Source organism: Vibrio sp. TAP-3B (assembly GCF_057784735.1).
The window spans coordinates 194,700-216,764 of sequence record NZ_CM173496.1; the positions used below are offsets into that span (position 1 = coordinate 194,700).

21 protein-coding genes and 4 pseudogenes are annotated in these 22,065 nt (G+C 43.1%); 11 read left to right on the forward strand and 14 right to left on the reverse strand.

The window, feature by feature from the left end; genetic code table 11:
* The first annotated feature begins 379 nt into the window (after nucleotides 1-379).
* Entirely contained in the window at nucleotides 380-1,615 is a 1,236-nt protein-coding gene (locus AC3D28_RS15285; protein WP_488536574.1) for a tyrosine-type recombinase/integrase, read from the forward strand.
* A gap of 95 nt (nucleotides 1,616-1,710) precedes the next feature.
* On the opposite strand, the pseudogene AC3D28_RS15290 reads toward AC3D28_RS15285, so the two are convergent.
* The 4 genes and pseudogenes from AC3D28_RS15290 to AC3D28_RS15305 all read right to left on the reverse strand — a co-directional run.
* Nucleotides 1,711-2,025, reverse strand: a pseudogene (locus AC3D28_RS15290) (integrase core domain-containing protein); the annotation flags it as partial.
* A pseudogene (locus AC3D28_RS15295) lies at nucleotides 2,002-2,082 on the reverse strand (IS21-like element ISVch3 family helper ATPase IstB); the annotation flags it as partial. The pseudogenes AC3D28_RS15295 and AC3D28_RS15290, both read right to left, overlap by 24 nt.
* 10 nt (nucleotides 2,083-2,092) lie before the next feature.
* Complete coding sequence (istA, locus tag AC3D28_RS15300; RefSeq protein ID WP_488536575.1) at nucleotides 2,093-3,625, reverse strand: IS21 family transposase; 1,533 nt, start codon at nucleotides 3,623-3,625, stop codon at nucleotides 2,093-2,095.
* Between the two features lie 437 nt (nucleotides 3,626-4,062).
* On the reverse strand, nucleotides 4,063-4,260 hold the full coding sequence (locus tag AC3D28_RS15305) for a hypothetical protein (RefSeq protein WP_488536576.1): 198 nt from the start codon (nucleotides 4,258-4,260) through the stop codon (nucleotides 4,063-4,065).
* Between the two features lie 303 nt (nucleotides 4,261-4,563).
* Between AC3D28_RS15305 and AC3D28_RS15310 the strand changes: the two genes are divergently transcribed.
* The 5 genes from AC3D28_RS15310 (at nucleotide 4,564) to AC3D28_RS15330 (ending at nucleotide 7,613) form a co-directional block, all read left to right on the forward strand.
* The gene (locus tag AC3D28_RS15310; RefSeq protein ID WP_488536577.1) at nucleotides 4,564-5,148 is read left to right on the forward strand and encodes an NAD(P)H-dependent oxidoreductase; all 585 of its coding nucleotides are present in this window, start codon (nucleotides 4,564-4,566) and stop codon (nucleotides 5,146-5,148) included.
* 10 nt (nucleotides 5,149-5,158) lie between these two features.
* Complete coding sequence (locus AC3D28_RS15315) at nucleotides 5,159-5,725, forward strand: carboxymuconolactone decarboxylase family protein (protein ID WP_488536578.1); 567 nt, start codon at nucleotides 5,159-5,161, stop codon at nucleotides 5,723-5,725.
* Nucleotides 5,726-5,804: 79 nt separating this feature from the next.
* Nucleotides 5,805-6,197: a GFA family protein gene (locus tag AC3D28_RS15320; protein WP_488536579.1), complete on the forward strand. Its 393-nt coding sequence runs from the start codon at nucleotides 5,805-5,807 to the stop codon at nucleotides 6,195-6,197.
* Between the two features lie 44 nt (nucleotides 6,198-6,241).
* Nucleotides 6,242-6,898 carry a DsbA family oxidoreductase gene (locus AC3D28_RS15325; RefSeq protein ID WP_488536580.1) on the forward strand — a complete coding sequence of 219 codons (657 nt, stop codon included), beginning with the start codon at nucleotides 6,242-6,244 and terminating at the stop codon, nucleotides 6,896-6,898.
* Nucleotides 6,899-7,073: 175 nt separating this feature from the next.
* Nucleotides 7,074-7,613, forward strand: coding sequence for a redoxin domain-containing protein (locus AC3D28_RS15330; RefSeq protein WP_488536581.1), 540 nt, complete (start codon nucleotides 7,074-7,076; stop codon nucleotides 7,611-7,613).
* A gap of 105 nt (nucleotides 7,614-7,718) precedes the next feature.
* Here the strand turns inward: AC3D28_RS15330 and AC3D28_RS15335 are convergent, their stop codons facing one another.
* The 6 genes and pseudogenes from AC3D28_RS15335 to AC3D28_RS15360 all read right to left on the reverse strand — a co-directional run.
* Entirely contained in the window at nucleotides 7,719-8,084 is a 366-nt protein-coding gene (locus tag AC3D28_RS15335) for a winged helix-turn-helix transcriptional regulator (protein WP_488536582.1), read from the reverse strand.
* Between the two features lie 154 nt (nucleotides 8,085-8,238).
* Complete coding sequence (locus AC3D28_RS15340; protein WP_488536583.1) at nucleotides 8,239-8,823, reverse strand: NAD(P)H-dependent oxidoreductase; 585 nt, start codon at nucleotides 8,821-8,823, stop codon at nucleotides 8,239-8,241.
* Between the two features lie 209 nt (nucleotides 8,824-9,032).
* A pseudogene (locus tag AC3D28_RS15345) lies at nucleotides 9,033-9,350 on the reverse strand (tyrosine-type recombinase/integrase); the annotation flags it as partial.
* A gap of 68 nt (nucleotides 9,351-9,418) precedes the next feature.
* Nucleotides 9,419-10,054: a group II intron maturase-specific domain-containing protein gene (locus AC3D28_RS15350; RefSeq protein ID WP_488536584.1), complete on the reverse strand. Its 636-nt coding sequence runs from the start codon at nucleotides 10,052-10,054 to the stop codon at nucleotides 9,419-9,421.
* 175 nt (nucleotides 10,055-10,229) lie between these two features.
* On the reverse strand, nucleotides 10,230-10,577 hold the full coding sequence (locus AC3D28_RS15355) for a hypothetical protein (protein WP_488536585.1): 348 nt from the start codon (nucleotides 10,575-10,577) through the stop codon (nucleotides 10,230-10,232).
* A 609-nt stretch (nucleotides 10,578-11,186) separates the two neighbouring features.
* Nucleotides 11,187-11,474 (reverse strand): annotated as a pseudogene (locus AC3D28_RS15360) (site-specific integrase); the annotation flags it as partial.
* Nucleotides 11,475-12,190: 716 nt separating this feature from the next.
* Between AC3D28_RS15360 and ltrA the strand changes: the two are divergent.
* The 3 genes from ltrA to AC3D28_RS15375 all read left to right on the forward strand — a co-directional run bounded on the left by ltrA (nucleotide 12,191) and on the right by AC3D28_RS15375 (nucleotide 15,834).
* Nucleotides 12,191-13,474, forward strand: a complete 1,284-nt coding sequence (gene ltrA / locus AC3D28_RS15365) for a group II intron reverse transcriptase/maturase (RefSeq protein WP_488536586.1) — start codon at nucleotides 12,191-12,193, stop codon at nucleotides 13,472-13,474.
* Between the two features lie 690 nt (nucleotides 13,475-14,164).
* Complete coding sequence (locus AC3D28_RS15370; RefSeq protein WP_488536587.1) at nucleotides 14,165-14,578, forward strand: LexA family protein; 414 nt, start codon at nucleotides 14,165-14,167, stop codon at nucleotides 14,576-14,578.
* On the forward strand, nucleotides 14,578-15,834 hold the full coding sequence (locus AC3D28_RS15375; RefSeq protein ID WP_488536588.1) for a Y-family DNA polymerase: 1,257 nt from the start codon (nucleotides 14,578-14,580) through the stop codon (nucleotides 15,832-15,834). Before AC3D28_RS15370 ends, AC3D28_RS15375 begins: the two co-directional genes overlap by 1 nt.
* Before the next feature lie 238 nt (nucleotides 15,835-16,072).
* Here the strand turns inward: AC3D28_RS15375 and AC3D28_RS15380 are convergent, their stop codons facing one another.
* From AC3D28_RS15380 to AC3D28_RS15390, 3 genes are all read right to left on the reverse strand, one after another.
* Nucleotides 16,073-16,498, reverse strand: a complete 426-nt coding sequence (locus tag AC3D28_RS15380) for a C-GCAxxG-C-C family (seleno)protein (RefSeq protein ID WP_488536589.1) — start codon at nucleotides 16,496-16,498, stop codon at nucleotides 16,073-16,075.
* Nucleotides 16,499-16,577: 79 nt separating this feature from the next.
* Nucleotides 16,578-17,735, reverse strand: a complete 1,158-nt coding sequence (locus tag AC3D28_RS15385; RefSeq protein WP_488536590.1) for an iron-containing alcohol dehydrogenase — start codon at nucleotides 17,733-17,735, stop codon at nucleotides 16,578-16,580.
* 63 nt (nucleotides 17,736-17,798) lie between these two features.
* Nucleotides 17,799-18,380, reverse strand: coding sequence for a carboxymuconolactone decarboxylase family protein (locus AC3D28_RS15390; RefSeq protein WP_488536591.1), 582 nt, complete (start codon nucleotides 18,378-18,380; stop codon nucleotides 17,799-17,801).
* A 406-nt stretch (nucleotides 18,381-18,786) separates the two neighbouring features.
* On the opposite strand from AC3D28_RS15390, the gene AC3D28_RS15395 reads away from it, so the two are divergent.
* Together AC3D28_RS15395 and AC3D28_RS15400 are read left to right on the forward strand one after the other, a co-directional pair.
* Nucleotides 18,787-19,221, forward strand: coding sequence for a winged helix-turn-helix transcriptional regulator (locus AC3D28_RS15395; protein WP_488536592.1), 435 nt, complete (start codon nucleotides 18,787-18,789; stop codon nucleotides 19,219-19,221).
* Nucleotides 19,222-19,393: 172 nt separating this feature from the next.
* Nucleotides 19,394-20,296 (forward strand): DMT family transporter, encoded by a 903-nt coding sequence (locus AC3D28_RS15400; protein WP_488536593.1) that lies wholly within the window; start codon nucleotides 19,394-19,396, stop codon nucleotides 20,294-20,296.
* 210 nt (nucleotides 20,297-20,506) lie between these two features.
* On the opposite strand, the gene tnpC is transcribed toward AC3D28_RS15400, so the two are convergent.
* Nucleotides 20,507-22,024 (reverse strand): IS66 family transposase, encoded by a 1,518-nt coding sequence (gene tnpC / locus AC3D28_RS15405; RefSeq protein WP_488536594.1) that lies wholly within the window; start codon nucleotides 22,022-22,024, stop codon nucleotides 20,507-20,509.
* Between the last annotated feature and the right edge of the window lie 41 nt (nucleotides 22,025-22,065).

Genomic DNA, 22,065 nt, shown 5'->3' on the forward strand with positions numbered 1-22,065 from the left:
AATACAAAAGAGACGCTCAACTTTTCGAGACAGGGCAAACAAAGTAGACACCGTTTTAGTGCTCCTCGCCATAACAACATGTGTTACCCGATGCTCGTATTACTACTCGAATCCCGTTGCAGCAGTGAAAAACTAAGGCATTAAATTCAAATGGTTAATAACTCTATCCAGTGGTTTCCGGGCCACCAGTATTGAAATTTCACAACTTACCAAGAATTCCACTTAATCCTTTCAAATCAGCAATCTAAACACGAGCAACGTCCCAGGGCGTCTCAATAAAATTCACCACAATTCAGAATTTTGGTACCCCACCTGGTACCCCACCAAATCAATTTAATATACAATGGTCTTCAAGTAATCACCTCAAAAATCGTTGGCCATGGCAAAACGAATCACTGATACAACAATCAAAGCTCTCGTTATCAAAGACAAGGAATATACATTCACTGTTGAAGAGGGTTTGCAGCTTCGTATTCGCCCTAAGCGCTCAGACAAAGGGACGGGAACCAAAGCTTGGCAATTTAAGTACCGTCACCCTGTAACGCGGAAAATAACCAAAATTTCAATGGGTACCTATCCTTCACTGCGACTTGCTGCTGCGAAACTCGAAGCAGCCGAATATCGGAAACAAATAGCTGAAGGTATCGATCCCAAACGCTCCAAAGAAAACAAACGAATCGAAGAATTACGTAAGCACAATGACAGCTTTCTTGGAGTTTCAACCATGTGGTTTGATAGGAAACGCAAGTCAGTCAGCGCATTTCATGCAGAGCGAATCTGGAGAACGCTGGAAAAGTACGTATTTGATAACCTAGGGGCTCTTCCAGTGAGTGATATTACTCGACGTGATGCAATTGAAATGCTGCGCCCTCTCGAAATAGACGGAAAACTATCCACCATCAAAAGAATTTGTCAGAGCTTAAACCAAATTATGGAGTATGCGGTAGCAAGTGATGTGATTAACGCTAACCCATTAACCAAGATGATCAATTCATTTGAGAAACATAAAGTAGAAAACATGCCTACCATACGCCCTGAGTTGCTAGGTGAGTTTATGACCCGTTTATCGCACAACGAAAACATTCAAGACAAGACTAAACTACTTTTGCTGTGGCAACTACACACTATTTCCCGCCCAAAGGAAGCTGCTAGAACACGCTGGAAAGACATTGATTTCAATAATCAATGCTGGACTATACCTGCCGAAGAAATGAAGCGAAGAAGAGAGCACAGAGTTCCTCTGACCAAACAAGCAATCAATATCCTTGAAAAGATCAAAGCCCAAAGCAGCGGCAAAGAGTTCGTGTTCCCCAGTGGACGGAATCCTGATAGTCATGTAAGCGTCTATACAGCTAATGCTGCTTTAAAACGTAGTTTAGGATTTAAAGATGAACTCGTTGCACATGGTTTAAGAGCTATTGCATCGACCGCTCTGCACGAACAGGGCTTTGATACACTTCATATAGAAGCTTGCTTATCACATATGGATAAGAATGTGACAAGAGCAAGTTATAACCGTTCTGACTTTTTCGAACAAAGGAAAGAAATCATGCACTGGTGGAGTGAGTTTATTACAAGCACATATGAAAGCGATCAATATAAGGAAGCCGACTAAATACGATACTTACTTTATAAATAAAACTCGTATCAAGTGTATTAATTCAGACCTGTTCTGACAGTTACTCACTTTTCGACTCGGTGCCTGTCAGATTATATCTGGGCTAGATTCTTTTCAGCCCAGATTGATTTCCCATCCTCTAATCTTTCTATTGGCGTTCTGCCGCAGCACATTTTTCCTTGATGAGTACGATGATTGTTGTAGTAGTCCATCCATTCGTCCAGATCTTTCTGTAATTCTTCCATTGAGCCATACAGTTTCTTTCTGAACGTCACTTGGTAGAACTCATTCAATATGGTCTTGTGGAAGCGCTCGCAAATACCATTTGTCTGTGGCGACATCGCTTTAGTTTTAGTGTGGTCGATATCATTGATGGCAAGATAGAGTTGGTAATCGTGCTGCTCTAACGCTTTCGCCGCATGGCTCAAACGGAGGGTTTTGAGTTGGTCGTTCAGTGCGTTCATATCCTTTCTCCTAGTGATAACAGTTCGGGCCACGAACATTGCTGTAAACAAGGTTCGGCGTATTCGCTTTATCTTTACTCAGTTGCCCTTCACGATTGTTCTTGAGTAGATTGTTGACGAAGGTGTAATTGGGTTTTGTCAGCATCAGCGCATCTTTACAGGCTTGCTCTAAACGCGACTCGCCACGCGTTTTACTTAGATTGAGCAACCCAAGACAGGAACGATAAGCCTCCTCTGGGTGAGGCTTGGAGTTCAGCATCTTATTGACGACCTCTCGTGTAGCAGGGTCGATATTGGCTCCCCAGTTGAGCAAGCGCCCAGCAGACCATTTTTGATGTTGATGATTACTTGGCATGTGCTCTGCGTTGGTACTATTTCCACGCTCTCTTTGGCTGCGTAGATGTTGGGCGACCAAGTTACCTTGGTGGTAGATCTGCACCAGACGGTTGGAGGCTTCCAGCTCAACATAATGGCCAACAAGTTGATGGGGAACCGAGTAGTAATGGCGGCGATATTCGATGTGATAATCAGGCCCAACTTTGACTCGTTTGGTTTCGGTATAGAAATATCGCTGTTTAGGAAGGGGCTTTAACGCGGGTTTATCGAGTTTGTCGAACAGCGCTTTGCGGCTCGCACCATACTGCTTCATCTTACGTTGGTTTAAGTCATTCATAAGCTCACGGATGGCGAGATTCAGCTCTTTGAAGGTATGGAAGGTTTGATGGCGAAGTCGCATCATGATCCAACGTTCCACGAGGAGGACGGCATTCTCTGCCTTGGCTTTGTCTTTCGGTTTGTAGGGGCGAGCTGGCATTATGGCAGTTTGATAGTGATTCGCCAGTTTCTGATAGCTGTCGTTAAACCTCGGTTCATAACGGTTAGCTTTGCTGGCCGCGCTGCGTAGATTATCGGGAACCAAGAGTTGTGGTACGCCACCGAAGTGTTCGAACACATTCGCATGCGCCTCTAACCAGTAGGACTTACCTTGACTCGGGAAGGCTTCAACATAGGTGTAATTGGACGCACCTAAGGTCGCCACGAACACTTCTGCTTCGCGCACTTCGCCTGTGTCAGGATTGACTACCTGAAGCCGAGAGCCACAGTAATCAATAAACAGCTTATCACCTGCCACATGGAGCTGACGCATACTGCGCTTTTGAGTTTTGAACCAACGAGTGAAGTGCTCGCAGAACTGAGTGTAAGCGTAAGCTTGCTCTTGATATTGCTCATGATATTTCTGCCAGAGCAACATCTTCGTCATACCTTTACGTCTGAGTTCGACAGCGTATTGAGTGAAGTCTGGCATGACTTTATCGCGATTGGCTTTCTTGCCGTGATACAGAGCTTGAGTGATATCAGCATCGCTACAACTTTCAGGCAGAGGCCAACCAAGTTGACTTTGTTTAAAGCGAGTAAGGAGTTCCGATATGGTAGACGGGCCGAGTTTAAGGCAAGAAGCGATGCTGCGATTTGAGAGACCGCAGTCGTACTTAAGGCGTAATACCTCTTTGATTTTGTTCATTGAAGTTCTCTTTTTTGCCATGGTCGCTTCCTTACTTTCTTGTTTAAGAAGTAAACAATAGCGAGCTATTGATTTAAAAGAGAAAAAGGAAGGGTTTCGGGCATTCCGATCGCGGTTTTCGCAATTCCGATCACCGATTTCGGAGTTAGGCTAAAAGTGATCGGATAATCGGGGGAAACGCCTGATCGGAGTGCTCCGAAATATGCATGGCAAAGTTTCGTGACATGCGACTTGGTAGACAAGTCTCACTATCTTCGACCGTTTTAGTCCTGAAATAGATCAGTGACATAATCGCTCGGTTTATCGCATAATCTATAGCAAAGTAAGCTCAACCAGCGCCATCAATATGCACTATCGCTGATGACATGATCATAATGGTGATAATCTGCGCCGTCATAATGTAACGGTGCTGACATAAATGGAATTAAAAAGGCTTAAGTCAAACCAGGCAACCCAGATCACGGTAAACAGTGCAGCAAAATGGCAAAACCGCCAAAGCCAAGATGATGGCTTAAGAAGTTCCCAAGAACAAAAATCGATACCACATGGGCTAAATCGTAAAAAAGCTCAATCCAATGCACATGATCACTACTGGTATCGGCATCAAGATGATGTTTTGGTTTGCGCCACAATGGGTGTTTTTGGGATAAATCCATACAACTATGTCCTATAGGTTAGTACTCTATTCTGTTTGTGCGGTTTATTATGGTAACCTCCTGCGATATTTCAAGTAGTATCCTTTTGGTAACCTATTTCTGCTTATCTACGCCCGTCCTTAACCCTTAATAAAAAATAAAGCACTTATTAAACATTAACTTACTGTAAATTTGACTGAGATTTATAGTGGTTACAAAAAGTTAACTAGTTGTAGTCTAACTCTAGGTAACCATAATAAACCAAAAGACAGCGAAATCATCTTCGCTTTGTAAAATAGTCAATTCATTGAAGGGTTAATTATCATGAGTAACGTTCTAATCATTAACGCACACGAGCCATCTCCATTTTCTGAAGGCAAGCTAAATGCTGCTTTAGTCGAGAAAGCTCGCACCACTTTAGAGTCAAAAGGTCATGAGGTTCGTGTTGTTACCATGCAAGACGAAATTATTGTTGATGAGCAACTGGCACACTTTGAATGGGCAGGCCGCGTAATCCTTCAGTCGCCTGTTAACTGGATGACGATTCCATGGTCATTTAAAAAATACATGGACGAGGTATTTACTGCGGGTATGGGTGGAGCACTTTGTGCCTTTGATGGCCGTACTCCTGAAGAGCCAAAGAAAAACTACGGAACTGGTGGCACAAGAACAAAGACCAAGTACATGCTGTCCCTTACGTTCAACGCACCAGAAGAGTCATTTAACGATGAAAATGAACATCTTTTCCAGGGTAAGAGCGTTGATGACCTGATGTTCCACATGCATGCTAACTTCCGTTTCTTTGGTATGTCTGCACTACCAACGTTTGCTTGTTATGACGTAATGAAAAACGGTGACATCGAAAGTGATTTCGCTCGTTTTGAAGCGCACCTAGACGCTAACTTCTAAGGAGATAACCATGAGCACTGAATTTACTTATTACAATGCCGAAACCGCGCCTGAAGAGTCTAAAGCTCTGGTAGAACAGTCTCTTAAAGGCTTTGGCATGCTGCCAAATCTGCACGCAGTTCTTGCTGAAGCACCAGCGACGTACGAAGCATACAACACGGTTTTCGAACTGTTTATGAAGAACACAGCATTCAGCCCGCTAGAACAGCAGGTGGTCTTCATGACAGCAAACTTTGAAAACAACTGTCACTACTGCGTTCCGGGTCATACATGGATGATGAAAGCAGGCAAAATGCCAGATGAAGTGATTGAAGCGCTGCGCGAAGGCACTGCGATTCCTGATGTGAAGCTACAAGCGTTGCATGATTTTACCAAAGAGCTGCTTGATAACCGTGGTCATATTAGTGATGAAAGACTGCAAGCCTTCCTAGATGCAGGTTTCACCAAGCGTCAAGCACTTGAAGTATTGACGGGTTTGTCTGCAAAGCTTATCTCGAACTTCACAAACGCACTGGCACATACTGAACCTGATGCGCCATTCCAAAAATATGCGTGGACGCACCCTAGCGAGCGGTAATCTAAACCAATAGCAATCTAACACCATTCAAGGCACTATTTGACAAAGAGTTTACAGTGCTTTTCAATGAGGAGTTCTTATGAATATTCAATGCGATTGCGGCTCAATTGTCGCCTCCACAAACAATCGAGTTGTCACTACAGGCTATTGTCACTGTGAGGATTGCCGTGAGATTCGCCAAATACCCTTCTTCCCAGTTGTGGCATGGGAGGGAGACGATCTAAATATCGTTAAAGGTTCTGAACATTTAGAAACTTTTCAACATCCAACAAAACGTATGAAGCGTGTTTTTTGTAAACACTGCGGCGAGACCGTTTTTAGTACCAATGCGATGGGTTGGAAAATTGTCTCTCAGCCTCTTATCGCTAAAAACAATAATGATAAGTTACCAGCCGAGTATCAATCGCAAGCGCATTTCTTTTATAGTCGCCGAATCATCGACATTAACGATAACCTGCCTAAGATTGGATAAGAGAAATTCGGGTATTGCGTTCATTTCAACATTGAGTAAATTCTATGAATACTACGATTAACCTCGACATTATTAGTGATGTCGTTTGCCCTTGGTGCATTATTGGTTACAACCACTTACAAGCCGCTATTAAAGAGCTTGGTATTGAAGACCGTATTGAGATTGAATGGCAACCTTTTGAGCTCAATCCGGATATGTCTGCTGAGGGAGAAAACCTTCGTCAGTACGTTGCACGTAAATATGGCAGTACAGTTGAAGAGAGTAAGAATGCTCGTATCCGCATTGCTGGCATTGGCGCAGAGCATGACTTTGAATTCAACTACTTTGATGACATGAAGATGGTGAATACGTTTGATGCTCACATTCTGCTTGATTACGCCAAAGAGTTTGGCAAACAGACTGAGCTAAAATTACGTCTGTTCACGGCATTTTTCAGTGAACAGAAAGATGTGTTTGACCGTAACATTCTGAAGCAAGAGCTTATCTCTGTAGGTCTTGATGCTGATGAAGGAATGCGTTGGCTCGACGACACGCAGCGACGCAGTGCGATACGTAACGCAGAGAAGCAATGGCAGCAAATGGGGGTTTCAAGTGTGCCAACGGTCGTCTTCAACCGTGAGTCTAGCGTTTCTGGTGCGCACCCAGTTGAAGGTTATAAACAAATCCTATCTGAGTTGATGACTAAGGCGGATGCAGACTAACGCTTTGCTGTTTTCATCCAGACAATGTAGACGTTCTCACGCCGCTTATCGAGTTGAGCACTGGATAAACAGCGTGAATTCATGCTCACAGCTAGGTTACTAAAAGTATACCAGTTGCAACTGGTTTCCTAGTGACTTATTTTTTTTAGTGGTGAATCCAATTCAAGGAGTCGAGATGACATACTCACAGAAGCTCAAAGCCGGTGACACTTTCCCTACATTAGAAGCAACAACCTTGGATGGGTTCAAAGTTACGTTAGGTCAGCCTCAAGGTGGTGCAACATGGCAAGTGGTGTTTATCTATCGTGGTAAGCATTGCCCGCTTTGCACCAAATACCTTAACGAAATTGAGACTTACAAACAGACTTTCAGCGATGCAGGCGCTGATATTTTGGCTGTCTCTGGCGATTCAAAACAACAATTAGAGCAACATCTAGAAAAGCTCGATATCAGTTTCCCAATTGCTTATGGTCTAAGTGAGCAACAAATGAAGACGTTAGGGCTTTATATTTCTCTACCGCGTTCTGAAACAGAGACTGACCATAACTTTGCAGAGCCAGGGCTATTTGTCGCCAATGAGCACGGCAATGTCCATGTAGTTGACCTATCAAACAACCCATTTGTAAGACCAGAGCTTGGCGCATTAACCCGCGGCCTAGCCTGGATCCGTGATCCAAATAACCATTATCTAATCCGAGGTACGCTAGACTACTAAGTCTCAAACCTCACAAGGCAAGAATGAAAAAAGGCAACCTCGTAACAGGTTGCCTTTTTTATATCGGTTCAGTGATAGTTTGAGCTAACACTGTTGAGCGGCACATCATTTGATCTGAATATTGTTACTTTCAGACCACTTCCTCAATGCATCAAGAATTGTCAGAGCGCTTGTGCCAAACTCTGTCAGCTCGTAACTCACCGCTAGCGGCTTTTCATTGATCACGCGACGTACCACCATCTTTTCACTTTCTAGCTCTTTTAGGCGCTGGTCAACCATCTTCTTACTGGCTCCGCCCAACATTCTTGTAAGATCATTAAATCTGACTGGGCCGTCTTTCAGGTGGTAGATGATGGAACCCTTCCACTTAGAACCCAAGATCCGCATGCCTTTTTCTATCGCACAAGGTTCAAAGCAGGCATTGATAACATTTTTACGCCCTTTTGGGTCTACTTCTACTCTTGCTTTCATACAACCTCACCAATCAAGAAACCAGATAGTTGGGGTTCATTCATTGAAAGAAGCCACAAATATCTGGTTTAAGTCTTACGCTATAGTAGCACTACGCGCCAATTGAATTAAGTTCTCAGTAGAGGTAATTAACGACCCCTACTGGTCTTGTTAATTAAAATAGCTCGTTAAGGTGCGATTCAAAGCGTGCAAAGTCATTTTCAATATCGCCATTCTTCATCACGTCATAACAAGCAAAAGTCGACAATGCTGACATACCAAAGAAACGAAAGTTAGCGTGCATGTGGAACATTAAATCATCCACACCTTTACCTTGGAATAAGAACTCATCTTGATCATCAAAAGATTCTTTTGGTGCATTGAACGTCAGTGAAAGCATGTATTTGGTGTTAGTACGTGTGCCACCTGTACCGTAGTTCTTAGTCGGATCTTCTGCGCTGCGACCATCAAAAGCACACAATGCGCCGCCCATACCAGCAGTGAATACTTCATCCATATATTTTTTGAAAGACCAAGGGATCGTCATCCAGTTTACTGGTGATTGCAGAATCACACGATCAGCCCACTCGAAATGCGCTAACTGTTCATCAACGACCCATTCCTCTTGCATGGTTACGATGCGAACTGAATGACCTTTCTGCTCTAATAGTGTCGCCGCTTTATCTACCAAAGAAGCGTTAAGTTTACCTTCTGAGAATGATGATGGTTCGTGGGCATTGATGATAAGAACTTTACTCATAGCTAATTACTCCGCAAAAAAATAGATTAGATACACAAATGAAACCCTCGTCTCTTGAGTCTTGCGGTGTATATTAGTTACCTGATATTGGATTGCAATTAGTATACTTTTAGTAACCTACTCTAAAGAGTATATGGAATGACTCATATAGGGTCACAGATTGTCAGAGACTAGCTAATTGGAACCCTAAGAAATAGGACTCCTTTCAACTAACAATCAGTGCCTTCTGAAAGTAATAATGCATCTTCTAGTTCAACACCAAGATAGCGAATCGTGTTATCTACCTTTGTATGTCCCAGTAAAAGCTGCACCGCTCGAATGTTTTTCGTTTTTGCATAGACTAATGTAGCTTTGGTTCGCCTCATTGAGTGAGTACCATAAAGATTAGAATCCAACCCAAGATCTGACACCCACTTTCTGACTAGGGGCCTATAGTACGAATAACTAATTGGTTGTTGCTTTCGTCTTTGGCTTGGAAAAAGAAAATCGCTGGCGTCTAAAGCAGAAATCAAAATCCAGGTGAGTAGGCCACCGGAACCTCCCCGATAGCCTCTCGCAGAACCGTACGTGAACCTCTCAGCTCATACGGCTCCCATCAAGTAAAACTTCTTGCTGATCCAAATTTCCAATGAAGAAACAATCTAGGACATTGAACTGATAGCTTATCAAAGAAAGCTACGGCTCTTCTTTTGTGACATTTGAGTGATTTGAACTTCCTTCTCGCCCAACGTACTAAAGTCTTATTGAAGTGTCTGAATACCGAGTCTAATTCACTACGCCTGAACTTTCCGTAATAATTTATCCAACCATTCAGCATTGGACCGAGCCATTTGCTGAGTTGCTCTAAACTGTACTGAGTCTTCTGCCGTACTTTTAGCTCTTTGATTTTCTTACGCATGGTTTTCTTGGCTGCCATACTGATAGCGGGCAGGAATCGGTTATAGAGTTGACCTGTGCGTTTACACTTATTTGTTCTGACCCTGAAGGTATACCCTAGAAAATCAAATTGTGTATGCTCGATATGTTTTACAGACGCTCGTCTTATATCATCCCGGCAGTAAACAACCTTAGTTTTCGTTGGGTGCATCTCTAGACCACACTCGAGGAAACGCTGTGCTAACTTTCTCTTTAATTTCTCTGCCTCACCCCACGAGTCAGCATGTACTAACCCGTCGTCTGCGTCACTACACCACCTTGTGGCGTGCCTATTTTCTGTCCGTTTTCGTCCCATCGGCTTTCTGCAACGGTGCAACTAACCACCTTTCTATGTACAAAATCACCCATTGATAATCTCGGCTCTGACTTTCTTCAGCAAGCTGAATATGTTTCCTAACCGCTTTCATCAACAAATCATGACGAATGTTGTCAAAGAGACCTTTGATATCAAACTCCAGTACCCAATCGTCCTACCAACATCGCCTTCTCGTCACCTCTATCGCGTCATGAGCAGATTTCCCCATTCGATAGCCATAAGAATCATCTAAGAAGTGATGTTCGAGCATAATTTCAAGCTTATCTCTTACCACCGTCTGCGCCACGCGGTCACCGACCGTTGGGATACCTAGTATTCTTTCACCACCTGACTTCTTCGGTATACTTACCGCAGCGAAGGGTGGGGGGAAGTAGGCTCCCGATGACATTCTGTTCCATATCTTGTAAAGGTTGTTTTTAAGGTCTTTTTCAAAGTCCTCTATCGTTACTCCATCGACTCCGGCTCCGCCTTTATTGGCTTTTACCTTCTCGAAGGCCGTCATTACATCCCATTTGGATATTTCAACAGGTTTTGGTTGCTCGTGCGACCTCCTCCTACCTGTCGATAGTTGAGTCGTCGTTTCAACCGACTTGACGCAATCTCTTCGCTCCACGCTCATTACAAGCCCTTCATCACTACTACGAATTGCTCCGCCCCAGTATCACGCATCGGTACTCTCATATTCATGAATTTTGTCATTTATATTTCTTCCTTAACATCGTGATGACTGGTTCCCGTGGTTCCCACAAAGAGCCTAGTATAAGGTCATGCCCACTTTACGCCGAGCCCCGTACACCCAGCATTCGGAGTTCACCGGTATACTTATCCTGAAATAACGAAACGATTTCAGTTTTGATGCTACCTTAAGTTAACGACGCGTCCACATGGGTTCGGGTTTACTCATCTCCTTGCACCGTACCTCGCCAGAATTCTTATTCTGATTTTCTTTCAACGCTTCTGACCATTACTCTTAATAACAGCCACTTGAAAGTGGTTTAGAGCCGGCTTCCGACTGCAGACTCTGGAGGGCCTACCTCCATCTCTTCGTGAGCTTATGCTCATCTTCCTGTTTGCCTTCCTTAGAAAACAGGGGTCAGTGCCCACGGCACACTTTCATTAGACTTTGTTGAGTTCTTGTCGTTATTTCAAATTGAACTTCAATGTCTGTTTTTCGTTGAATATGCTTAACACGACTGAATATCCTACCTTGAGAAGATACATCGCAAACCCTTAGCGAGAGCAAGTCACTTGCTCTAAGTTTGCTATCAATAGCTAAGTTAAGTAGCGCAATCTGCATCAAACTATTTTCAATCTCTAGTCTGGTTCTGATCCGCCAAATTTCCTCAAGCCGAAAAGGCTTTTTGACGCCACTTCGTTTTGTTTTGTTGAAAACCACCATAATGACCTCCTTCTTCTTTGGTCATCACGATTGTAGTTGGAAGGAAATGGGCAAAACTGAGTGTATAATTAATCATTAGTAAAAGTAGGTCACTAGTGATGCAAGAAACAAGTCAATATTGTTGCGCTAAGTAACTTTGGGGCGTGCGACGTGAGATCGTATGAAGCGCTGTTCACCGCTCAACGAGTGAACCATCTGTATCACCAGATGAACCTAGGAGCCTGAATAAAGTAGCGGCTCTGACAATGTAACGAAGGTTGGCATTTGCCAATCGGGATTGAAATCGTGAGAGGATGACCCTCCTGATAACCACATAAATCGGGTGAGTGCTAGGTAGTCAGCATGATGAACATACGTGAATCCGTCCAAGGTGCGTTATGTTATGAAACAGCGGAAGTGGTTAATACGCTGTGGCCAAAAGGCATGAGAGTCGGAAAGAGATTGCCCCATGCTCTTTCGTGATCATTGAACTCTCCGCACCATAGCGGGCATCTAAACTGACATTGCGCGACATACGGAACACGGTAAGCCTGTATCACTCTCTCTGGGAAAGCCTTTGTGACCCATAGTGATGCAGGTAGAGGATGTTGGAAAAAGCGAACGCTGCATTGTAACGATGCAGATACAGATCCCTATCTGGCACGAAAGTGAACTGACTTCCGACTGGTCTTCCGTTGCAAGAGAATGTGAAGAACTTTATTCAAGGAGAAACGCAAATGATGATTTCAAAAGAAATTAGTGCCTCTCCTGACAGTGCTCAATGGCAATCCATAAACTGGACAGCTGTAGAATCCCATGTTTTAAAGCTTCAGATGCGTATTGCAAAGGCAACGAGAGAAGGTAAATACGGCAAAGCGAAAGCGTGGCGGTGGATACTAACTCACTCGCGTTCGGCAAAACTTCTTGCTGTTAAGCGGGTATCACAAAACAAAGGCAGTAAAACGCCTGGAATAGACGGCATCATCTGGAACACGGATACGCGCCGCATGAAAGCAGTCAATCAATTGAGCAGAAAAGCTTATCAAGCCAAACCGCTCAAGCGTATCTACATCCCCAAGAAAACGGTAAGCTCAGACCACTTGGTATCCCCTGCATGGGTCGATAGAGCGCAGCAAGCACTTCATCTTCTTGCACTAGAGCCAGTATCAGAAGCACTTGCCGATCCTAACTGCTATGGATTCAGACCAAACCGAAGCACTGCCGATGCTGTCGCGCAGTGCTTCAAGTGTCTGGCACTAAAGAAGTCAGCTCAGTGGGTACTTGAGGGAGACATCAAAGCCTGTTTCGACAAGATTGGGCATCAATGGCTTATGAACAACATTGCCGTAGATAAACGCATGTTGGAACAATGGTTAAAATCTGGTTTCATGGACAAAGGGCTGTTCTATCGCACTGATGAGGGAACACCACAAGGTGGGGTCATATCTCCGACCTTGATGCTAATGACGCTTGCAGGACTTGAGCAACGCATAAAGTCTACCGCACTCAAAAAGGGTGTTAGAGCCAACTTTATTGGATACGCCGACGATTTCGTCGTCACCTGTGCTTCAAAGGAAGTGCTGGAAAACGATATCAAACCGTTGATTGCTAATTTCTTAGCAGAAAGAGGCTTAACACTCTCCGAAGAGAACACGCACATTACCCATATCAGCCGTGGTTTTGATTTCTTAGGTTTTAATCATAGGAAGTACAAAGGTAAATTGCTCATTAAACCGAGCAAATCCAACACACTGCTGCTCTTGAGTAACTTGCGCGAACTCATCAAAAAGCACGCAACTATCCCCGTTAACGATTTAATCAAATTGATAAATCCGAAACTCAGGGGTTGGTCGAATTACTATCGACACTGCGTGGCTAAACAGATATTCGGATATATAGGTCACAAGCTATTCCATGCGTTATGGCACTGGGCTAAAAGGCGTCATCCGACTAAGTCTAGAACTTGGATCGACCTAAAATACTTCATTAACCGTCAAGGTCAATGGCAGTTTCACGGTTAGCAGAAGATCATGAATATGGATTACCAGTTCAATCTGTTTCAAATAGCCAAAGTGCCGATAGAGAGACATGTGAAAATCAGGAGTACCGCAACGCCTTTTAACCCTCAATACCAAGAATACTTGGCAAAGAGAAAATCAAAGAAGCAATGCCGTAACTCTTGGCATGAGCCAGCTCTCACTGCTTTATAAGTTGCTGGGTGCCAATCGGTGCCTTAGTGAAGGCTTGAGCCTAGTGCGGTGAAAGTTGCACGCTGGGTTCTTAGAGGGACGACACTTGGTAACAGGTGTCGTCTACTCGACATAAATGCTTCAGCCAGACTCGCAGTATCAAAATTCTATAATAGCAATCAACGACTAACCCGAAACGTAAAGAAAGTCCTTTGAGTTAACCCATTTTTCACGACATGTAAAAAATTGAGAAAAACTAACCTATCTGCCGATCTCTAAACTGGTTTTGGGTAACAACCTCTCAATTTGTAACACCGAGCCGCGCTTTACGCCCTCTTTTCAAGCATTTTTATCGGTGTATGTATATGATATTTGCGAATTATGCACGATAGGTGACCCTACTGCCGACCCGATACATCCTAAAACACTTAGTAGGGCAAGTGCGTTATTTTCTCTCTAATGCTCTTGACGATTAAACCATTTAGCCCCAAAATAACTGTATACATATACAGTTATTTTATTATGAAAGTTATCCCTATCCTTGCAAGCGCTGGTATTACAGGCTTTGAATCCCCTGCTGCTGAGTACAGACAACTAGGAATGAGCCTTGATGAACTGCTAGTTGAGCATCCAAGTGCTACATTCATCGGACAAGCAGTGGGAGAATCTATGCAAGAGATTGGCATTTTTGATGGTGACTTGTTGATTGTAGATCGTCACGTTGCAGTCCAAAACCTTGATGTAATCGTGGCCAATTATAATGGTGAGTTCGTTTGTAAAATGCTAGATATGACGCGTCGATTACTCTTATCTGCAAATGAAACAATGATGCCTGTCTGTATTCATGCTCAAGATACATTTTCGATTGAAGGTGTAGTGATTCGATCTATCCGTTGTCACCGCCCAAGCTATTTACTCTCATCTCGTAGAAAATAATGTTTGCCCTAGTTGATGCTAATTCCTTTTATTGTAGTGCTGAGCAAGTTTTTCGACCCGAGTGGAGAGGTAAGCCTGTAATCGTTCTGTCGAATAATGATGGCTGTGTTGTTGCAGCTAATCGTCAAGCTAAAGAAGCAGGTATAGCAAAGTTTAAACCTTACTTTGAAGTCAAAGCGTTGTGTGAGTTGAAAGGTGTAATTGCTCTATCATCTAATTATGAACTTTACGCAGATTTGTCGTCCAAAATGATGGATGTCATCGGGCGGTTTGCGCCTGAACAATATGTATACTCCATTGATGAATCATTTCTTTCCTTTCATCGCTGCTTTCCTGCAATTAAAGACTTACGAGAACATGGCTCTTTAATCCGACGAACCGTTTGGAAAGAGTGTCGATTACCAGTATGTATAGGTATTGGAACAACGCTAACCCTCGCCAAAATTGCCAATCATGCAGCTAAAAAAATTCAAGGCTATAAGGGCGTTTGCGTTATCGACAATGAACATCAGCGTACCTCTATATTAAAGCAGCTAGAAGTTGGGGATGTATGGGGAGTGGGCAAACAAATATCAACACGATTAAAACATACGGGGATTAACTCGGCTTATGATTTGTCTCAGTATGCCCCAGAACAAGCACGTCGAGAATTTTCAGTCGAAATTGAAAGAACCGTTCGTGAATTAAACGGTGTCGCTTGCAAGGGCTGGGACACAGCTAGAGCTGATAAAAAGCAGATTTACTCAACTCGTAGTGTTGGAACAAGAATCACCGATCTTGAACTACTGAAGCAAGCACTAAGTAAACACGCCGCTATAGCAGCACATAAAGCACGAAATCAAAAGTCGCTGTGTAAAGCTATGCTCTGTTTTGCTTCCAATTCACCGTTCGATGATAAACCTCAGAGCTTCCGTATAGTTCATCATTTTGCATATCCAACTGCTGACTCAATGCAGTTGGTCAAAATTGCTACAAAGGCAGCAACACAATTGTTCAGACCTGGTGTACGTTATTACAAAATTGGCATCGGCTTGATCGATCTAGTTAATGGGCAGCACGAACAATTAGATCTGTTAAATCAAACTCCGAGTAATGATAAGTTAATGAAAGTGTTTGATAGTCTTAATAATAGGTATGGCACTGATACGTTTTTTGTTGGTTCCCAAGGCATAGAGCAGAAATGGAGCATGCGAAGAGAAATGCTTACTCCGCAATATACAACCAACTGGCTAGATATACCTAAAGTAACGTGCTAACAGTTCAACTCTGAACAAAGGCGTGTTTACCGTGCGCTGCGTTGATACACCTTTGGACAATTTCAATTTACGACGACAGGCCGATTTCTATCCTATCGATAAGTTTTAGTATCCCAAAACGACAACAACCATTACTATTGATGGTTGTTGTGACAAGAAATGGACAAAACTACGCAAAAGCTTTTTGACCAAACATATTTCGTTATGTAGGTTACGCTGGGTAATTATGCTGTTTAGGTCAATTTACCTCTTCCTTCTCAGTTCTTTTATTATTTCTGATTAGATCTTCTAAAATATCAGCCGAAAGAAACACTGTCTTTTCACACCTAAGATTCAGATCCCAAAGCTTGCTTGTTATCTGAACACAGCTATCCATCCCCATTTTTTCATAAAATCGTCTATAGAATTCAGCTGCCAATTTCATCTTGTCGGATTTACTTAGACTTTCATCATCTTTAAGCAGAACACCAAGAGCGGCAAGACTATCTGTGAGTGCCCCACATACTGAACCAACACCCATGCCTCCTCCAAACGGAGACATAGTTGAAAGCGCATCAGAATTCAGACCTAAGTTGAATACTTCGTTTGCACCATGAAGCATAGATTCTGCACAATTCAGATGCTGATTTTCGCGATAAATGATCGATGCTTTCTCTTTTAACATGTGGAATATCTCTAATTAGAAAACAAACGGGAAATGCCCCTATAGAAAGGGGCAAGAATCAGTCTATAGCGCCTATGTTCTATAACGCCTGTATTAAGATCTTTCTCGCTATATCAGGAGTAAGATCTTGTGTTTCAGAAAGCGCTACCAGATTAAGCTCTTCAAGACCGGCAATAATGTTGTCGATAGCATTTTCACCTAGTTCGTAATCTGATAGCCTGGTTCCGACATCCAATGAATGGAAAAAAGACTCCGTATTTACAATTGCCTGCTCAATACGTTTATCTTCTGTTCCCTCTTTCAGATCCCAGACACGCTCGGCATACTGAAGCAGCTTCTCACGTTTTTTCTCTTTACATTCACGCAAAAGTGATGGCAACACAATAGCCAGACTACGACCATGAGCGATACCGAACTGAGTAGTTAACTCGTGACCAATCATATGAGTTGACCAGTCTTGAGGAACACCATTAGCTAAAAGCCCGTTAAGGGCATTGGAAGCAGCCCAGATAAAGTTCTTTCTTGCTTCTACATCCTGATTATCGAGATAAGTAACCAGACCATCTTCAAGCAATGTATTTAGAATACCTTCAGCCAGACGATCCTGAACCTTAGCATTTACCGGATATGTCATGTATTGCTCAAGTACATGTACAAAAGCATCAATCACACCATTCGCTACCTGTGATTTAGGTAGAGTCTGAGTTAATTGCGGGTCAAGGAATGAAAACTGCGGAAAAGCGAGTGGTGAGTTAACTACGTACTTCTTCTGTTGATAAGTAACAACACTGTTTGAGTTCATTTCAGAGCCTGTAGCCGGTAACGTTGTGATACAACCGAATGGTATAGCCTTATCTATAGGAGCCGGTGCGAAGCCATTGAATAAAAGCGATTCGAACTCACTCTCTTTTTCAGCCGCCAGAGCAATGAACTTAGTGCCATCGATAACCGAACCACCACCAACTGCCAGCATGAAGTCGATATTTTCCTGTTTAACAATATCTATCGCTTTCAGCAACGTCGTGTATTCAGGATTAGCTTCGATACCACCAAACTCTATTTGCTCACGCTTCCCAAGGGCTTGACGCACTTTATTGATAGTGCCATATTTTTTAGCACTCTCACCTCCATAGATGATCATCACTTTTGCTTCAGCAGGGATCAATTGGTCCAGCTCATTCAAACGATTTTGCCCGAATACAATTCGGGTAGGGTTGTAATATTCAAAATCAAGCATAACGTTTTCCATCAACTTAAAAAAAGAAATATGCCCCTTATAAGAAGCACAATAAATTCAAATTTACTCTACAAAAACAAATGCTTCGTCTAGTTCAGGATCAATAATATGTACTGCATAGTTAGCAATCATTTTACGGCCAATGTGCACAAGAATTTCGTACAGTTCCGGACGTGTGATGCCCATTTCTTCCACTTTTTTCAGGTCATCTTTTGTAAGGTAACCTCGTTTTTCAAGAATAGTTTTGGTTGTCCATACAAGGTTTGCTACACGCACTTCTTTTGGTGTTTCACCTTTACGGATTGCCAGTACGTCATCATGAGTAACACCATTCAGTTCGGAAAACTTCGAGTGCATAGATGAGCAATATTCACAACCATTAAATAGTGACGTTACCAGTTGAACAACCTGCTGCTCTTTTTGCGACAGATTTGCGTTGTGCATTAGTTTGTCACTGCGAGAGTAGACAAGAGGTGTTGCCGGACTAACTGACATCTCTCTTAGCAAATTTGGCACGAAACCAAAATCAGCTGTAATTTCGGCAAGTGCTTCTTCCTGTGTGATTTTATGGTTATCAGAAGACGCGAAAGTAAAACTGGAAACCATCGCCATAGCCGCAATAAGTAAAGTAGATAGGTATTTCATTTTTTAATCTCCGATAGGGTCAATTCAAAGTTCGGGTGTAGAATACGCTTATCTTTCATTACCGCAAGTACCTACCAAATTGTTATATACCAACCATTTAGCAAGTATGCAAAATGATGCATCAAACTCAAAATCAGACCTCCCTGAAATTGGATAAACCCTGTAACAATGGGGTGTGAAAGCATCGGAAAGGCTCCATTTTGAAGCCCTTATCATGAACAGACTTATGGAAAAAGACGAAAAACTGTAGAAAAAAGTTATGAAAAATTTATTACATTAAGCATAACTAATACAAAAACGCTCTACATCCCACCTTTCACGGTTGCTTTCTTTTTTGTTTATTAACTGCAATTAAGTACAATACCCGCTATAAAGTAAGTATTAATTCGTATACTGGAGCCGAATTGTGACTGAAGAATCTGTATGTGAACCCAAACGCGCTGGTGAGCGGGATTTTAACTGCTTCTTTGAACTGTCTCAGATGATTATTGGTGGCAAATGGAAGCCGAAAATCCTGTTTCATCTGAGTCAGTTCGATGTAATGAGATTTGGTGAACTGCGAAAATCAATCAATGGTATCTCTGAAAAAATGCTAATCCAGCAATTAAAAGAGTTGGTTGCCGATGGCGTCGTTCATAGGGAAATCTATCAGCAGGTACCACCTAAAGTGGAGTACTCATTGACACCCATTGGCAAGACCTTGATCCCTATTCTCGAACATATGTATTCCTGGGGGCAGCAGTATGCATCACATATTGTCGCGCAAGAAGAAAAGAAAAAAATAGAACCAGGTGAAATACTCGAAGATATAGAAAAACGGGTTCGGGTAGTCAATAGCTAACCAACCTTTGTATTATTTCAGGCAACATTATGTTGCCTTTTTTATATCAGGTACCTAAAAGTATACTAGTTGATTAATGTCGTGTGGCTACCATAATACACCACAACATTCGACACCCTCCCAAGACTGTGCCGATGATTTTTTCTGAACTAACTAAAACAGTCCCCCGAACATGAAAGCACCAATCACAAATCAATTAACCAACAACAGAAAGGTGGCACTAGCCCTGGCCCCATGGATTTTTGTGTTTCTGTGGAGTACAGGTTTTATCAGTGCAAAATTTACGGTTGCCTATAGCGAACCTTTCTATCTGCTGTTTCTGCGTGGAATGCTTTCTTGCGTAGCTTTCGCAACTTTAGCTTTTTTAGCCAAAGCTAAATGGCCAACAGTAACAACTGCTATAAAACAGTTAACAACCGGTCTGTTGATTCAGGCAATGTTCCTTGGCGGTTGCTTCAAGGCAATTACTCTTGGTATGCCTACGGCATTTGTTTCGCTGATAACTGGAATGCAACCAATTCTTACTGCTGTAATTCTAACTTCACTATACAGAAAGAGATTTAGCACTATGCAGTGGATTAGTATGGCAGTCGGCTTTGTAGGTGTATTTCTGGTACTCAGCCCAGATAGGGAGCACGGTTCTTCCATTCAGATCACGGCCATTCTCGCTTCAGTTGTTGGTCTGCTAGGCATGACTATGGGTAGCATCTACCAAAAACGCTTTAAAGGGGACGGGCATATTCTGACTCAGGTGTTCTTTCAATACGTCTCGCTAACACTGATTATGGGGATTCTGACCCTTGTGTTTGAGAAACAGCAAGCCAATTGGAGCATGAGCTTTATACTGGGACTTGGCTGGTTAGTATTTGTCGTCTCCGTCAGCGCGATCCTTCTTTTGATGTTTATCATAGAAAACGGAGAGTCAACCAAAGTTGCGACATATTTCTATCTGGTGCCTGTATTTACGGCTATTGAGTCGTGGTTGCTATTTGATGAAAACATATCTGTAATGGCGCTAACTGGAATGGGTTTATCTCTTAGTGGGTTACTGCTATTCCTCCGATCTGCTGATTAGCTAGTTCCCCCTAATAGACATGTAAAAAATAATCACTTACTCAAAAAACACATAATCACCTGTTTTTAAACAAAATAAAACCAGAATATCTTCTGAGAAATATAGGTTACCAAAAGTATACTAATTGAAATGAAAAATGCAGGTTACCATAATAAACCACAAGCAATGAGCTTCGCGTATTATCGTAAGCGGGTGATTCCACCCACCTAGCTATTGAGCGGACGTATTGCTATAGGGTAAGAGGTCACTGATATCACAGCCTTCATCACGCTGTGGTAATTCTGTCAGGACGTGACGCAGATAGGCATATGGCTCCACCCCGTTAGCTCGGCAACTGAGGATAATACTGAACAAGGTCGCACTGGCATTAGCCCCGCTTTGCGTATCGGCGAACAGCCATGCTTTCCGACCGGTCGCAACCGGACGGATATCCCGCTCAACACGGTTGTTATCTATCGGGTAATCGCCATCCTCGACATACCTTTCAAGATATACCCACTGTTTGAGCGCATAACTGACCGCTTTTCCCATCGGACTTTCAGGAAGCAGTTGCGAAGCGGCTTTTTCAAGCCAGGCTTTGAACGCATTGAGTATGGGAATACTTTCTTTTTGACGTACTATATATTTTTCCGATGATGACTTGTCTTTCAGCCGCTTTTCGATGCCATATAGCTTTTGGATATAACTCAGCGCTTGTTTAGGCCGACCCGCTTTCTTGGGGCTTAAGTTGAGGGCATCGTTGAACTTACGTCGGGCATGCGCCCAGCATCCAAGGTGTGTCACCTTATCCAGCATCCTCCATGCCGAGTAGCCATCAGTCATGATAGTACCCTCATAGCCATCAAGGAACGCTTTAGGGTAACTATGCGCTCGACCAGGCTGGTACTCGAACAGCACCACCGGTGTTTGACTTTGCTCCGGGCTGGAATATGCCCAGAGATAAGATTTACTTTGGGCTTTTTTCCCTGGCTCTTTCAGGACTTGAAGTGTTGTCTCGTCACCATGAACAACCGGCTCTTTGTGCAGCGTTTTATGCATCGCTTTGTAAATCGGCGAGAGCAGTTTGGCGGTCTTTATCATCCAGTTTGCCAGTGTCGTACGTTGGATATCAACGCCCACACGGGCCAGCTCTTTTTCAATACGGTACAGCGGCAGGCCATCGGCGTACTTGCTTACCGCTACGGTTGCTAATGTTCCCGCCGTGGCAATACTACCGGGAAGCGGCTGCTTTGGCATTGAAGCTGTAATGATTTTGCTGCCTTCTCCGTGATTTTCACAGTGACGGCACGCATATTTTTTACGTTCATGGCGCAGGATTTTCACTTGCTTGGGGATGATTTCAAGCTGCTCTGAGGTCTCGATACCAATGCTATGAAGCGTACCCTGACAACAAGGGCAATTTTTTTCATCATCCGGTAAATCGTACTCAATGACCTCACGAGGTAAATCTGGGTTTAGAGGCTTGCGACCACGCTTGCGCGTGTAGGTGACGGTTTCCATTTCCGGCTCATCGTCAAGTCGCTCGTTATCTATCAGTGATTCCGCTTCGTTAAACAAACAGCCTTGAGCTGGGAACTTCTCGCTCTGTGGCAAGAAACGCTTGGCTTGAGTCAGCCGAAATTGCTCCCACATCTCAGCAATGCGGGTTTCGTAATCTTGAACCAAACTATCGATGTAGGCTTGGATTTCTGGGGTGATGCCCGTGGGCTTTTCAAGTTCCTTTTGCATACAATAAGTATAGTAAAAACAGCCGCTTTAACCAGTTTAAC

What these genes read in the sequence shown, in the direction of transcription:
- AC3D28_RS15325 (WP_488536580.1), top strand. Translation starts at nt 6,242, where the DNA reads ATGAATACTACGATTAACCTCGACATTATTAGTGATGTCGTTTGCCCT.
- istA (WP_488536575.1), bottom strand. Translation starts at nt 3,625, where the DNA reads ATGGCAAAAAAGAGAACTTCAATGAACAAAATCAAAGAGGTATTACGC.
- tnpC (WP_488536594.1), bottom strand. Translation starts at nt 22,024, where the DNA reads ATGCAAAAGGAACTTGAAAAGCCCACGGGCATCACCCCAGAAATCCAA.
- AC3D28_RS15380 (WP_488536589.1), bottom strand. Translation starts at nt 16,498, where the DNA reads ATGTTAAAAGAGAAAGCATCGATCATTTATCGCGAAAATCAGCATCTG.
- AC3D28_RS15285 (WP_488536574.1), top strand. Translation starts at nt 380, where the DNA reads ATGGCAAAACGAATCACTGATACAACAATCAAAGCTCTCGTTATCAAA.
- AC3D28_RS15350 (WP_488536584.1), bottom strand. Translation starts at nt 10,054, where the DNA reads ATGGGACGAAAACGGACAGAAAATAGGCACGCCACAAGGTGGTGTAGT.
- AC3D28_RS15320 (WP_488536579.1), top strand. Translation starts at nt 5,805, where the DNA reads ATGAATATTCAATGCGATTGCGGCTCAATTGTCGCCTCCACAAACAAT.
- AC3D28_RS15370 (WP_488536587.1), top strand. Translation starts at nt 14,165, where the DNA reads ATGAAAGTTATCCCTATCCTTGCAAGCGCTGGTATTACAGGCTTTGAA.
- AC3D28_RS15305 (WP_488536576.1), bottom strand. Translation starts at nt 4,260, where the DNA reads ATGGATTTATCCCAAAAACACCCATTGTGGCGCAAACCAAAACATCAT.
- AC3D28_RS15330 (WP_488536581.1), top strand. Translation starts at nt 7,074, where the DNA reads ATGACATACTCACAGAAGCTCAAAGCCGGTGACACTTTCCCTACATTA.
- AC3D28_RS15375 (WP_488536588.1), top strand. Translation starts at nt 14,578, where the DNA reads ATGTTTGCCCTAGTTGATGCTAATTCCTTTTATTGTAGTGCTGAGCAA.
- AC3D28_RS15335 (WP_488536582.1), bottom strand. Translation starts at nt 8,084, where the DNA reads ATGAAAGCAAGAGTAGAAGTAGACCCAAAAGGGCGTAAAAATGTTATC.
- ltrA (WP_488536586.1), top strand. Translation starts at nt 12,191, where the DNA reads ATGATGATTTCAAAAGAAATTAGTGCCTCTCCTGACAGTGCTCAATGG.
- AC3D28_RS15400 (WP_488536593.1), top strand. Translation starts at nt 19,394, where the DNA reads ATGAAAGCACCAATCACAAATCAATTAACCAACAACAGAAAGGTGGCA.
- AC3D28_RS15355 (WP_488536585.1), bottom strand. Translation starts at nt 10,577, where the DNA reads ATGACGGCCTTCGAGAAGGTAAAAGCCAATAAAGGCGGAGCCGGAGTC.
- AC3D28_RS15315 (WP_488536578.1), top strand. Translation starts at nt 5,159, where the DNA reads ATGAGCACTGAATTTACTTATTACAATGCCGAAACCGCGCCTGAAGAG.
- AC3D28_RS15340 (WP_488536583.1), bottom strand. Translation starts at nt 8,823, where the DNA reads ATGAGTAAAGTTCTTATCATCAATGCCCACGAACCATCATCATTCTCA.
- AC3D28_RS15390 (WP_488536591.1), bottom strand. Translation starts at nt 18,380, where the DNA reads ATGAAATACCTATCTACTTTACTTATTGCGGCTATGGCGATGGTTTCC.
- AC3D28_RS15385 (WP_488536590.1), bottom strand. Translation starts at nt 17,735, where the DNA reads ATGCTTGATTTTGAATATTACAACCCTACCCGAATTGTATTCGGGCAA.
- AC3D28_RS15310 (WP_488536577.1), top strand. Translation starts at nt 4,564, where the DNA reads ATGAGTAACGTTCTAATCATTAACGCACACGAGCCATCTCCATTTTCT.